This window comes from Streptomyces sp. NPDC004284 (assembly GCF_042874035.1).
Classification (GTDB): domain Bacteria; phylum Actinomycetota; class Actinomycetes; order Streptomycetales; family Streptomycetaceae; genus Streptomyces.
Map to the genome: position 1 here is coordinate 81,218 of NZ_JBIAMJ010000001.1, position 12,479 is coordinate 93,696.

Here is a 12,479-nt window from a genome sequence, read left to right on the forward strand (position 1 = left end):
GCCATGGCATACGGTGTGAAGATCGCCAAGGGCGACGCCTACAAGGGCGCCGCCAAGAAGCGCCGCCACATCCGCATCCGCAAGAACGTGTCGGGTACGGCGGAGCGTCCGCGCCTCGTCGTGACGCGTTCCAACCGCGGTATCACCGCTCAGGTCATCGACGACCTCAAGGGCCACACCCTTGCGTCGGCGTCGACCCTGGACGCGTCGATCCGCGGCGGCGAGGGTGACAAGTCCGCGCAGGCCAAGCAGGTCGGCGCCCTGGTCGCCGAGCGCGCCAAGGCCGCCGGCGTCGAGGCTGTCGTGTTCGACCGTGGTGGCAACAGGTACGCCGGGCGCATTGCCGCTCTGGCTGACGCCGCCCGCGAAGCCGGGCTGAAGTTCTAAGCCCCGGTTCCGGGACTAACGGACGTAACAGAGAGAGGTAATCCAATGGCTGGACCCCAGCGCCGCGGTAGCGGTGCCGGTGGCGGCGAGCGGCGGGACCGGAAGGGCCGCGACGGTGGCGCTGCCGCCGAGAAGACCGCGTACGTTGAGCGCGTTGTCGCGATCAACCGCGTCGCCAAGGTTGTCAAGGGTGGTCGTCGCTTCAGCTTCACCGCGCTCGTCGTGGTGGGTGACGGTGACGGCACCGTAGGTGTCGGTTACGGCAAGGCCAAGGAAGTTCCCGCGGCCATCGCCAAGGGCGTCGAGGAAGCCAAGAAGAACTTCTTCAAGGTTCCCCGCATCCAGGGCACCATCCCTCACCCGATCCAGGGCGAGAAGGCCGCGGGCGTCGTCCTGCTCAAGCCGGCTTCCCCCGGTACCGGTGTTATCGCCGGTGGCCCGGTGCGCGCCGTGCTCGAGTGCGCCGGCGTTCACGACATCCTGTCGAAGTCGCTCGGCTCCGACAACGCGATCAACATCGTGCACGCGACCGTGGAGGCCCTCAAGGGCCTGCAGCGTCCCGAGGAGATCGCGGCTCGCCGTGGTCTGCCCCTCGAGGACGTCGCTCCCGCGGCTCTGCTCCGTGCGCGTGCTGGGGCGGGTGCGTAATGGCTCGCCTCAAGGTCACGCAGACGAAGTCGTACATCGGCAGCAAGCAGAACCACCGCGACACCCTGCGTTCCCTGGGCCTCAAGCGCCTGGGTGACGTGGTTGTCAAGGAGGACCGCCCCGAGTTCCGCGGCATGGTGCACACCGTCCGCCACCTCGTGACGGTCGAGGAGGTTGACTGACATGGCGGAGAACAACCCGCTGAAGGCCCACAACCTCCGTCCCGCCCCGGGCGCCAAGACCGCGAAGACCCGTGTGGGTCGCGGTGAGGGCTCGAAGGGTAAGACGGCCGGTCGTGGTACGAAGGGTACGAAGGCCCGCTACCAGGTTCCGGAGCGCTTCGAGGGTGGCCAGATGCCCCTCCACATGCGCCTCCCGAAGCTGAAGGGCTTCAAGAACCCCTTCCGCACCGAGTACCAGGTCGTGAACCTGGACAAGCTGGCCGCGCTCTACCCGCAGGGTGGCGAGGTCACGGTGGCCGACCTGGTCGCCAAGGGTGCCGTTCGCAAGAACCAGCTCGTCAAGGTCCTGGGCCAGGGCGAGGTCTCCGTGGCGCTGCAGGTTTCGGTTGACGCCGTCTCCGGCTCCGCCAAGGAGAAGATCGCCGCCGCCGGCGGCACCGTCACCGAGCTCGTCTGAGACGACTCGATGGCCTGAACATCCGATCGGGGATGCCTCCCAAAAGGGGCATCCCCGATTGGTCGTTCCTAGGGGGGCATGGTCGCCGGTAAGGTGGCGTGCACTGTCTAGGCTCCGTGCGGTATGCCCGCACGCGATTCATGACCGATACCCAAATCGTCGAACCTCAAGACCGTCACCCTTGACGCATAGCGCGGGGGTCGCAGGAGGCACCGTGCTCACCGCGTTCGCCCGGGCGTTCAAGACGCCCGACCTGCGCAAGAAGCTGCTCTTCACGCTCGCCATCATCGTGCTGTACCGCCTCGGGGCCCACATCCCGGTGCCCGGCGTCAGCTACGAGGCCGTCCAGCAGTGTGTCAAGCAGGCCAGCGAGGGCAACAACAGCCTGTTCGGCCTGGTCAACATGTTCAGTGGCGGGGCGCTGCTGCAGATCACCATCTTCGCGCTCGGCATCATGCCGTACATCACGGCGAGCATCATCCTGCAGCTGCTGACCGTCGTGATCCCCCGCCTCGAAGCCCTCAAGAAGGAGGGTCAGGCCGGTACTGCCAAGATCACGCAGTACACCCGGTACCTGACCGTGGCGCTCGCCATCCTCCAGGGCACCGGCCTCGTCGCCACCGCCAAGAGCGGTGCGCTCTTCAGCGGCTGCATCGTCGCCGACCAGGTCGTGCCCGACCAGTCGATCTTCACCATCGCCACCATGGTCATCACCATGACCGCCGGCACCTGTGTCGTCATGTGGCTCGGTGAGCTCATCACCGACCGTGGCATCGGCAACGGCATGTCGATCCTGATGTTCATCTCGATCGCGGCCGGCTTCCCGGGCGCCCTGTGGGCCATCAAGCAGAGCGGCAAGCTCGCCAAGGGCTGGATCGAGTTCGGGACCGTCATCCTCATCGGCTTCGTGATGGTGGCCCTCGTGGTCTTCGTCGAGCAGGCCCAGCGACGCATCCCCGTGCAGTACGCGAAGCGCATGATCGGCCGGCGCTCCTACGGCGGTACGTCCACTTACATCCCGCTGAAGGTGAACCAGGCGGGTGTGATTCCTGTCATCTTCGCGTCGTCGCTGCTCTACATCCCGGCCTTGATCGCGCAGTTCTCGAACAGCACCGCGGGCTGGAAGACCTGGATCGAAGCCCACTTCGTCAAGGGTGACCACCCGTATTACATCGCTGCCTACTTCCTCCTGATCGTGTTCTTCGCCTTCTTCTACGTGGCGATCTCGTTCAACCCCGAGGAAGTTGCGGACAACATGAAGAAGTATGGTGGCTTCATCCCGGGTATCCGGGCTGGTCGACCTACTGCCGAGTACCTGAGCTACGTGCTCAACCGGATCACTTGGCCGGGCTCGCTGTACTTGGGTCTGATCGCTCTTGTGCCGACGATGGCGTTGGCAGGCTTCGGCGGTGCCAATGCCAACTTCCCCTTCGGTGGAACGAGCATCCTGATCATCGTGGGTGTGGGGCTGGAGACCGTGAAGCAGATCGAGAGCCAGCTCCAGCAGCGCAATTACGAAGGGTTCCTCCGCTGATGCGAATCGTCCTCGTCGGACCGCCCGGTGCGGGCAAGGGCACGCAGGCCGCGTACCTCGCCAAGAACCTGGGCATCCCGCACATCTCTACGGGCGACCTGTTCCGTGCCAACATCTCGCAGGGCACGCCGCTGGGCGTAGAGGCGCAGTCGTACATGAAGGCCGGCCAGCTCGTGCCGGACTCCGTGACGATCGGGATGGCCGAGGACCGCATGCGCCAGGCGGACGCCGAGGGCGGCTTCCTGCTCGACGGCTTCCCGCGGAACGTGGCCCAGGCCGAGGCCCTGGACGCGTTCCTCAAGGCCAACAGCATCGAGCTGGACGCGGTCCTGGACCTGGAGGTCCCCGAGGACGAGGTCGTGAAGCGGATCGCGGGTCGCCGCATCTGCCGCAACGAATCCGCGCACGTCTTCCACGTGACGTACAACGCCCCGAAGACCGAGGGCGTCTGCGACGTCTGCGGCGGCGAGCTGTACCAGCGCGAGGACGACAACGAGGAGACCGTCCGCAAGCGCCTGGCGGTCTACCACACGGAGACCGAGCCGATCATCGACTACTACCGGGCGCAGGACCTGGTCGTGACGATCTCGGCGCTCGGCAAGGTGGACGAGGTCACCGCCAAGGCGATGGACGCGCTCAAGAAGTAACCCCGGTTCGTTCGATACGGCCGCGGTGCCCCTCGGGGGCGCCGCGGCCGTATCGTTGTTCTGTTCCCCGTACTCGATGGAAAGGCCGCGGCCACGATGGTGCAGATCAAGACCCCCGAGCAGATCGCGAAGATGCGCGAGGCGGGGCTGGTCGTCGCGGCCATCCACGCGGCGACCCGTGAGGCGGCCGTGCCGGGCGCCACGACGAAGGACCTCGACGAGGTCGCGCGGAAGGTCATCGCCGACCACGGGGCGAAGTCGAACTTCCTCGGGTACGGCGGCTTCCCCGCGACGATCTGCACCTCGGTGAACGAGGTCGTCGTCCACGGCATCCCCGACGACAAGACCGTCCTCAAGGACGGCGACATCATCTCGATCGACTGCGGCGCGATCGTGGACGGCTGGCACGGCGACGCGGCGTACACCGCCTTCGTCGGCACCGGTCACGCCCCGGAGCTGATCGAGCTCTCCCGGGTGACGGAGGAGTCGATGTGGGCCGGCATCGCGGCCATGAAGCTCGGCAACCGTCTGGTGGACATCTCGAAGGCGATCGAGACGTACATCAAGCGCCAGCCCCGTCCCGCCGTCGGCGACCACAGCCTGGGCCGCTACGGCATCATCGAGGACTACGGCGGCCACGGCATCGGCACCGAGATGCACATGGACCCCCACCTCCTGAACTACGTCTCCCGCAAGCGCGGCAAGGGCCCGAAGCTCGTCCCCGGCCTCTGCCTCGCCATCGAGCCGATGGTCTCCCTCGGCACCCCGCACACGGAGGTCCTCAAGGACGACTGGACCGTCATCACCACCGACGGCACCTGGTCCTCCCACTGGGAGCACTCCATCGCCCTCACCGAGGAGGGCCCCCTGGTCCTCACCGCGGTCGACGGCGGCAGGGCCAAGCTCGCGGAGCTGGGTGTGACGGCGGCGCCGGACCCGCTGGCGTAGCCCACGCGAGGGAGGCCCCGCACCTGGACGGGCCCCGGGGTCATCGTCCCGGCCATCGTGCCCGGCGGTCGGAGGCCGCCGCAGCGGCCCGAAGCTTGTGAGGCGCCCCCGGGCGCCGAGCCCGCGAGGGCTGCGTCGGGGGATGGGTCGGCGGCAGGGCCAAGCTCGCGGAGCTGGGCGTGACGGCGGCGCCGGACCCGCTGGCGTAGCCCACGCGAGGGAGGCCCCGCACCTGGACGGGCCCCGGGGCCATCGTGCCCGGCGGTCGGAGGCCGTCGCAGCGGCCCGAAGCTTGTGAGGCGCCCCCGGGCGCCGAGCCCGCGAGGGCTGCGTCGGGGGATGGGTCGGCGGCAGGGCCAAGCTCGCGGAGCTGGGCGTGACGGCGGCGCCGGACCCGCTGGCGTAGTACGGCGGCCTGGCGGCCGGCGCGCGGAGCCCAGGTCCGAGGGACGGAGGCCGGCGCGGCAGGCCGAAGGCTGTGAGGCGCCCCCGGGCGCCGAGCCCGCGAGGGCTGCGCGGGGGATGGGGCGGAGTCCGGCGCAGGAGGCCGAAGCCTGTGAGGTGCCCCCGGGTGCCTCGCTCGCGGGGGCGGCGTCGGAGAAGGCGTCCCGCCGGCGTAGGGCGGAGACCGATTTCGGTCTTCGCGTAATGATCTTCTACGGTGGGCAGACTTCCCGATTCGTCTTTTCCTGGGGCCTGACGTAGACTGATGCGTCGGCTCTCGTGTACCCGTGTGTCCGCATGCGGCGGCGAGAGTCGATCAAGGTAGCCGATTCGAAAGGCGAAGCGTGGCCAAGAAGCAAGGTGCCATCGAGATCGAGGGCACCGTGATCGAGTCCCTCCCGAACGCCATGTTCAAGGTGGAGCTCCAGAACGGTCACAAGGTCCTCGCGCACATCTCCGGCAAGATGCGGATGCACTACATCCGAATCCTCCCGGACGACCGGGTCGTCGTGGAGCTCTCTCCGTACGACCTGACGCGTGGCCGGATCGTCTACCGGTACAAGTAGATCTTGCCGTACCCGCCTCCGCGCGGGTGGTGGCACTGACCCGGAGAACCTCACATCCCATGAAGGTCAAGCCGAGCGTCAAGAAGATCTGCGACAAGTGCAAGGTGATCCGCCGTCACGGCCGGGTCATGGTCATCTGCGACAACCTGCGCCACAAGCAGCGCCAGGGCTGACGCACGCCGACCGACCTGCAACTTCGCAGTTCTTCGCGCGACGCATAGCAATACGTACATACGCAGAGCCCGTCCGGCCGTGTCCCACGGCTGACGGCACCTCCGGCGGGGGCCGGGGACCCGACCTGTACCTCATACGGCAGCCGGGAACGGTTCTGCAGCAGACCCCCGAGAACACAGGAGCCATTGAATGGCACGCGTTTCCGGTGTTGACATCCCGCGCGACAAGCGTGTGGTGGTCGCACTCACCTACGTCTTCGGTATCGGGCGCACCCGGTCCGAGGAGATCCTCGCCGCCACCGGCGTGAACGAGTCCACCCGTGTCCGCGACCTTGCCGAGGAAGACCTCGTCAAGATCCGCGAGTACGTGGACGCCAACCTCCAGACCGAGGGTGACCTCCGCCGCGAGATCGCCGCCGACATCCGCCGCAAGGTCGAGATCGGCTGCTACCAGGGTCTGCGCCACCGTCGTGGCCTGCCCGTCCGCGGTCAGCGCACCAGCACGAACGCCCGTACCCGCAAGGGCCCGCGTCGCGCCATCGCCGGTAAGAAGAAGCCGGGCAAGAAGTAGTCCTCAGCGGACGCTTGACCAAGCGGTCTTCGCTGTAGGACCGACCACCTCCCGTAGGAGAACGACATGCCCCCCAAGGGTCGTCAGGGCGCTGCCAAGAAGGTGCGCCGCAAGGAAAAGAAGAACGTCGCTCACGGCCACGCGCACATCAAGAGCACGTTCAACAACACGATCGTCTCGATCACGGACCCCTCGGGCAACGTGATCTCCTGGGCCTCCGCCGGCCACGTCGGCTTCAAGGGCTCGCGCAAGTCCACCCCGTTCGCCGCGCAGATGGCCGCCGAGTCGGCCGCTCGCCGCGCGCAGGAGCACGGCATGCGCAAGGTTGACGTCTTCGTCAAGGGTCCGGGCTCCGGCCGCGAGACCGCGATCCGTTCCCTCCAGGCCACGGGCCTCGAGGTCGGTTCGATCCAGGACGTCACCCCCACGCCGCACAACGGCTGCCGTCCCCCCAAGCGCCGCCGCGTCTGACGCACGGGCTGCTTGAGCAGGACTTTTCGGGCGGTGCGACCCTTCGTGGGACGTACCGCCCGTACCCTTGCAGTACGCAGTACCCCCGAGGGCGTCAAATAGTGGGCGTCCACGACTGAAGGAATCACAGACATGCTTATCGCTCAGCGTCCGTCGCTGACCGAAGAGGTCGTCGACGAGTTCCGCTCGCGGTTCGTGATCGAGCCGCTCGAGCCGGGCTTCGGCTACACCCTCGGCAACTCCCTCCGCCGTACCCTCCTCTCCTCGATCCCGGGTGCCGCTGTCACCAGCATCCGCATCGACGGCGTCCTGCACGAGTTCACCACCGTGCCGGGCGTCAAGGAGGACGTCACCGACCTCATCCTCAACATCAAGCAGCTGGTCGTCTCCTCGGAGCACGACGAGCCGGTCGTGATGTACCTGCGCAAGCAGGGCCCGGGTCTGGTCACCGCCGCCGACATCGCGCCCCCGGCCGGTGTCGAGGTGCACAACCCCGACCTCGTTCTGGCGACCCTGAACGCCAAGGGCAAGCTGGAGATGGAGCTGACCGTCGAGCGCGGTCGCGGCTACGTCTCCGCCGTCCAGAACAAGCAGGTCGGCCAGGAGATCGGCCGCATCCCGGTCGACTCCATCTACAGCCCCGTGCTGAAGGTCACCTACAAGGTCGAGGCGACCCGAGTCGAGCAGCGCACCGACTTCGACAAGCTCATCGTCGACGTCGAGACCAAGCAGGCCATGCGCCCGCGTGACGCCATGGCGTCCGCCGGCAAGACCCTGGTCGAGCTGTTCGGTCTCGCCCGCGAGCTGAACATCGACGCCGAGGGCATCGACATGGGCCCGTCCCCGACGGACGCCGCCCTCGCCGCCGACCTCGCGCTGCCGATCGAGGAGCTCGAGCTCACCGTTCGCTCGTACAACTGCCTCAAGCGCGAGGGCATCCACTCCGTGGGTGAGCTCGTCGCCCGCTCCGAGGCCGACCTGCTCGACATCCGCAACTTCGGTGCGAAGTCGATCGACGAGGTCAAGGCGAAGCTGGCCGGTATGGGCCTCGCGCTCAAGGACTCGCCGCCCGGATTCGACCCGACCGCCGCGGCGGACGCCTTCGGCGCCGACGACGACGCGGACGCGGGCTTCGTCGAGACCGAGCAGTACTAAGAGCTCGGGCCTTACGGTCCGTACCCTGGTGCGGGTGCACTGTGCTTGATCGCGCAGTTCCCCGCGCCCCTTCCGGGAGCGTCCCTTCGGGGCTGCTCCCGGATCTCCGACAGGCGACCGCCTGCTCGGATACTGACCCCGGTACCTCATACGGCCGGGGCAGACACCAAGGAGAAACACCATGCCGCGTCCCGCGAAGGGTGCCCGCCTCGGCGGTTCCGCCGCGCACGAGAAGCTGCTCCTCGCCAACCTGGCGAAGTCGCTCTTCGAGCACGGCCGCATCACCACGACCGAGGCCAAGGCCCGTCGCCTGCGTCCGGTCGCCGAGCGCCTGATCACCAAGGCGAAGAAGGGCGACATCCACAACCGTCGCCTGGTGCTGCAGACGATCACCGACAAGGGCATCGTCCACACCCTCTTCACCGAGATCGCCCCGCGTTACTCGGAGCGTCCGGGTGGCTACACCCGCATCACCAAGATCGGCAACCGTCGTGGCGACAACGCCCCGATGGCCGTGATCGAGCTGGTCGAGGGCGAGATCGCCAAGAAGGCGACCGTTGCCGAGGCCGAGGCCGCCACCAAGCGCGCCGTCAAGGAGGCCGACGAGGCCGCCGCCGTCGAGGCGACCGAGGACGAGGCGAAGGACGCGTAAGCGTTTTTCGTACGTTTCTCGTGAGCGGGCCCGTACCCCCTGGGGTGCGGGCCCGCTCCCGTGTCTTTGAGAGGATCTTCGCGTGAGCGATGACGTGCAGGACGGGTTCGTACGGGTACGCCTTGACCTTTCGTACGACGGCAAGGACTTCTCCGGCTGGGCCAAGCAGGCCCAGGGGCAGCGGACCGTACAGGGCGAGATCGAGGACGCCCTGCGGACCGTGACCCGGTCCAAGGAGACGTACGAGCTGACCGTCGCCGGCCGGACCGACGCCGGGGTGCACGCGCGCGGCCAGGTCGCCCATGTCGACCTGCCCGTGGAGCTGTGGGCCGAGCACCGGGACAAGCTGCTCCGGCGGCTCGCGGGGCGGCTCTCGCACGATGTGCGGGTGTGGAAGGTGGAGGAGGCCCCCGCGGGGTTCAACGCGCGGTTCTCCGCCGTCTGGCGCCGCTACGCCTACCGCGTCACCGACAACCCCGGCGGAGTCGACCCGCTGCTGCGCGGGCACGTGCTGTGGCACGACTGGGCCCTCGACATGGACGCCATGAACGAGGCCGCCACCGCGCTCGTCGGCGAGCACGACTTCGCCGCGTACTGCAAGAAGCGCGAGGGCGCCACCACGATCCGCACGCTCCAGGTGCTGCGCTGGGAGCGGCGCGAGGACGGCATCCTGGAGGCGACCGTGAAGGCGGACGCCTTCTGCCACAACATGGTCCGCTCGCTCGTCGGCGCCCTGCTCTTCGTCGGCGACGGCCACCGGCCGGTCGACTGGCCCGGCAAGGTGCTCGCCGCCGGTGTGCGGGACTCGGCCGTCCACGTCGTGCGGCCGCACGGCCTCACCCTCGAAGAGGTCGGCTACCCGGAGGACGCGCTGCTCGCCGCCCGCAGCAAGGAGGCCCGCAACAAGCGGTCACTCCCCGGCGGCGGCTGCTGCTGAGGCCTGGGCACGGCCCCGGGCGTAGATCTGGTTGAAGGCGAAGGTGCCGAGGTCGTCGCTGGCCTGGAAGACCGGCTTGTCGGCCAGGGAGACCTTCTTGCCGTTGGCGAAGCCGGCCTGGGTGAAGTAGGCGTACCGGCCGATCGCGTTCGAGCGGCGCAGACAGACCGTGGCGTGGCAGAAATCACCCACGCCCGCGCCCGTCAGCGGCGCGATCCCGCCGGTGGCCTGCTCCTTCGCCTTCTGGGCGGAGGCCTCGGAGGGGAAGACGGCGACGCCGACGGTGATCGCCACGCCGTCCTTCACGTATGTGGCCCGGAGCACCCGCTGGCAGCCGTTCCGCTTCAGGACCGTGCCGAGGCCGCCCTGGGTGACGGCCGCGCAGTTCGTGGTCGAGGAGGTCGCGCCCTTCTTGTACGGGCGGTCGTTCATGCTCAGCTTCTTGCCCGGGAAGAGGCCCTCGGCGGTGAGCGGGGCCTTGTCCTTCTTCGGGTCCGAGATGTAGTCCTTCGGGTTCGGCGGGGGCGGCGGCGCCACCGAGGAGAAGGTCGGGTCGGGGGTCGGCTCGCCGGTGGGGGCGACCGTGCCGGTGGGGACCGGGTGGTTCTTGGCGTCGTCGTTCTTCTTGTTGGTGCTCACGACGGCGGTCGCGACGATCGCGCCCACGGCCGCCGTCGCCAGGACCCCGCCGGCGATCAGCAGGAGGCGCTTGCGGCGGCCGCGGGAGGCCGAGGCGTCGGCCATGGCGCCCCAGTCGGGGGTGTCACCGCTGCCCTGCGCGCCGGGGAAGGGGTTCGGCTGGGCCGGCTGCTGGGGCTGCGGGTAGCCGTAGCCCGGCTGCTGCCCGTGCCCTTGTTGCGGCGGGTACCCGTAGCCGGGCTGCTGCCCGTTCCCCTGCGGCGGCGGATACCCGTAGCCGGGCTGCTGTCCGTACCCCTGCTGCCCCTGCTGCTGCGGCTCCTGCGGCCACTGCGGTCCCCCAAAGCTCATGCCGCGCATCCTAAACCGGTTGGGCCGGAGCCGAGCGGGCGGTGACAATGCCTCCCATGGGACATGTCGAGGCCGCGCATCTGGAGTACTACCTTCCCGACGGGAGGGTCCTTCTCGGGGACGCCTCCTTCCGGGTCGGGGAGGGGGCCGTCGTCGCCCTCGTCGGGGCCAACGGCGCCGGCAAGACCACACTGCTCCGGATGATCGCCGGAGAGCTCCAGCCGCACGGCGGCACCGTCACGGTCAGCGGCGGGCTCGGCGTGATGCCGCAGTTCGTCGGCTCCGTACGGGACGAGTCCACCGTCCGCGACCTGCTGGTCTCGGTCGCCCAGCCCCGGATCCGGGAGGCCGCCAAGGCCGTCGACGAGGCCGAGCACCTGATCATGACGGTCGACGACGAGGCCGCGCAGATGAAGTACGCGCAGGCCCTCAGCGACTGGGCGGAGGTGCAGGGGTACGAGGCCGAGACCCTCTGGGACATCTGCACGATGGCCGCGCTGGGCGTCCCGTACGAGAAGGCGCAGTTCCGTCAGGTACGGACCCTCTCCGGCGGCGAGCAGAAGCGGCTGGTCCTGGAGTCGCTGCTGCGCGGCCCCGACGAGGTGCTGCTCCTGGACGAGCCGGACAACTACCTCGACGTGCCCGGCAAGCGGTGGCTGGAGGAGCGGCTGCGGGAGACCCGCAAGACCGTGCTCTTCATCTCCCACGACCGGGAGCTGCTCTCCCGGGGCGCGCAGAAGATCATCGCGGTCGAGCCCGGCCCGGCCGGGTCGGACGTCTGGGTGCACGGCGGCGGCTTCGACACCTTCCACGAGGCCCGGCGGGAGCGGTTCGCCCGCTTCGAGGAGCTGAAGCGGCGCTGGGACGAGAAGCACGCGCAGCTGAAGAAGCTGGTGGTCAACCTGCGGCAGGCGGCCGCGGTCAGCCACGAGATGGCCTCCCGCTACGCGGCGGCGCAGACCCGGCTGAAGAAGTTCGAGGAGGCGGGGCCGCCGCCGGAGCCGCCGCGCGAGCAGGACATCCGGATGCGGCTGCGCGGCGGGCGGACCGGGGTGCGGGCCGTGACCTGCGAGAACCTTGAGCTGACCGGTCTGATGAAGCCGTTCTCGCTGGAGATCTTCTACGGGGAGCGGGTCGCCGTCCTCGGCTCGAACGGCTCCGGGAAGTCGCACTTCCTGCGGCTGCTCGCGGGGGACCCCTCGGTCGCCCACACGGGGACGTGGAAGCTGGGCGCCCGGGTCGTGCCGGGGCACTTCGCGCAGACCCACGCCCACCCCGAGCTGGCCGGGCGGCCGCTCGTCGACATCCTGTGGACCGAGCACGCCAAGGACCGCGGCGCGGCGATGTCGATGCTGCGGCGGTACGAGCTGGAGCGCCAGGGCGACCAGTCCTTCGACCGACTGTCGGGCGGCCAGCAGGCCCGCTTCCAGATCCTCCTCCTGGAGCTCGCGGGCACGACGGCACTCCTCCTCGACGAGCCCACGGACAACCTGGACCTGGAGTCGGCCGAGGCCCTCCAGGAGGGCCTGGAGTCCTACGAGGGCACCGTGATGGCCGTCACGCACGACCGCTGGTTCGCGAAGAGCTTCGACCGCTTCCTGGTCTTCGGCTCCGACGGCGTCGTACGGGAGACCAGCGAGCCGGTGTGGGACGAGCGGCGGGTCGAGCGGGCGCGGTGACCTCGGGCGGCCGGCGGGGGACCCGGCCCCGGGCCCCG

16 protein-coding genes are annotated in these 12,479 nt (G+C 69.0%); 15 read left to right on the top strand and 1 reads right to left on the bottom strand.

Features of this window, described 5'->3' with window-relative positions:
• Positions 1-3: 3 nt before the first annotated feature.
• The 14 genes from rplR to truA all read left to right on the top strand — a co-directional run bounded on the left by rplR (position 4) and on the right by truA (position 9,772).
• Complete coding sequence (gene rplR / locus ACFYUS_RS00475; protein WP_030687809.1) at positions 4-387, top strand: 50S ribosomal protein L18; 384 nt, start codon at positions 4-6, stop codon at positions 385-387.
• A gap of 45 nt (positions 388-432) precedes the next feature.
• Positions 433-1,035, top strand: coding sequence for a 30S ribosomal protein S5 (gene rpsE / locus ACFYUS_RS00480; RefSeq protein WP_015035588.1), 603 nt, complete (start codon positions 433-435; stop codon positions 1,033-1,035).
• The gene (gene rpmD, locus ACFYUS_RS00485) at positions 1,035-1,217 is read left to right on the top strand and encodes a 50S ribosomal protein L30 (protein ID WP_041130781.1); all 183 of its coding nucleotides are present in this window, start codon (positions 1,035-1,037) and stop codon (positions 1,215-1,217) included. The genes rpsE and rpmD overlap by 1 nt, the downstream gene beginning before the upstream one ends.
• 1 nt (position 1,218) lies before the next feature.
• Positions 1,219-1,674: a 50S ribosomal protein L15 gene (rplO, locus tag ACFYUS_RS00490; protein WP_388844077.1), complete on the top strand. Its 456-nt coding sequence runs from the start codon at positions 1,219-1,221 to the stop codon at positions 1,672-1,674.
• Positions 1,675-1,888: 214 nt separating this feature from the next.
• Positions 1,889-3,208 carry a preprotein translocase subunit SecY gene (gene secY / locus ACFYUS_RS00495; protein ID WP_359507655.1) on the top strand — a complete coding sequence of 440 codons (1,320 nt, stop codon included), beginning with the start codon at positions 1,889-1,891 and terminating at the stop codon, positions 3,206-3,208.
• Positions 3,208-3,855, top strand: coding sequence for an adenylate kinase (locus ACFYUS_RS00500; RefSeq protein WP_388844079.1), 648 nt, complete (start codon positions 3,208-3,210; stop codon positions 3,853-3,855). The genes secY and ACFYUS_RS00500 overlap by 1 nt, the downstream gene beginning before the upstream one ends.
• 96 nt (positions 3,856-3,951) lie before the next feature.
• A complete protein-coding gene (map, locus tag ACFYUS_RS00505) occupies positions 3,952-4,803 on the top strand; it encodes a type I methionyl aminopeptidase (protein ID WP_388844081.1) in 852 nt (283 codons plus the stop codon).
• A 788-nt stretch (positions 4,804-5,591) separates the two neighbouring features.
• Positions 5,592-5,813 (top strand): translation initiation factor IF-1, encoded by a 222-nt coding sequence (gene infA / locus ACFYUS_RS00510; protein WP_003956442.1) that lies wholly within the window; start codon positions 5,592-5,594, stop codon positions 5,811-5,813.
• 59 nt (positions 5,814-5,872) lie between these two features.
• Complete coding sequence (gene rpmJ, locus ACFYUS_RS00515) at positions 5,873-5,986, top strand: 50S ribosomal protein L36 (RefSeq protein ID WP_003956441.1); 114 nt, start codon at positions 5,873-5,875, stop codon at positions 5,984-5,986.
• 190 nt (positions 5,987-6,176) lie between these two features.
• Positions 6,177-6,557, top strand: a complete 381-nt coding sequence (gene rpsM, locus ACFYUS_RS00520; RefSeq protein ID WP_351192692.1) for a 30S ribosomal protein S13 — start codon at positions 6,177-6,179, stop codon at positions 6,555-6,557.
• Between the two features lie 66 nt (positions 6,558-6,623).
• Positions 6,624-7,028: a 30S ribosomal protein S11 gene (gene rpsK, locus ACFYUS_RS00525; RefSeq protein ID WP_003956432.1), complete on the top strand. Its 405-nt coding sequence runs from the start codon at positions 6,624-6,626 to the stop codon at positions 7,026-7,028.
• A gap of 132 nt (positions 7,029-7,160) precedes the next feature.
• A complete protein-coding gene (locus ACFYUS_RS00530) occupies positions 7,161-8,183 on the top strand; it encodes a DNA-directed RNA polymerase subunit alpha (RefSeq protein ID WP_004946635.1) in 1,023 nt (340 codons plus the stop codon).
• A 181-nt stretch (positions 8,184-8,364) separates the two neighbouring features.
• A complete protein-coding gene (gene rplQ / locus ACFYUS_RS00535) occupies positions 8,365-8,835 on the top strand; it encodes a 50S ribosomal protein L17 (protein WP_031012120.1) in 471 nt (156 codons plus the stop codon).
• 82 nt (positions 8,836-8,917) lie between these two features.
• Positions 8,918-9,772 carry a tRNA pseudouridine(38-40) synthase TruA gene (truA, locus tag ACFYUS_RS00540; protein WP_388844084.1) on the top strand — a complete coding sequence of 285 codons (855 nt, stop codon included), beginning with the start codon at positions 8,918-8,920 and terminating at the stop codon, positions 9,770-9,772.
• Here the strand turns inward: truA and ACFYUS_RS00545 are convergent.
• Positions 9,746-10,762: a hypothetical protein gene (locus tag ACFYUS_RS00545; RefSeq protein ID WP_388844086.1), complete on the bottom strand. Its 1,017-nt coding sequence runs from the start codon at positions 10,760-10,762 to the stop codon at positions 9,746-9,748. The genes truA and ACFYUS_RS00545 overlap by 27 nt on opposite strands.
• A gap of 56 nt (positions 10,763-10,818) precedes the next feature.
• Here ACFYUS_RS00545 and ACFYUS_RS00550 point away from each other — a divergent pair, with 56 nt between their 5' ends.
• Positions 10,819-12,441, top strand: a complete 1,623-nt coding sequence (locus ACFYUS_RS00550; RefSeq protein WP_388844088.1) for an ABC-F family ATP-binding cassette domain-containing protein — start codon at positions 10,819-10,821, stop codon at positions 12,439-12,441.
• The last annotated feature ends 38 nt before the right edge of the window (positions 12,442-12,479 follow it).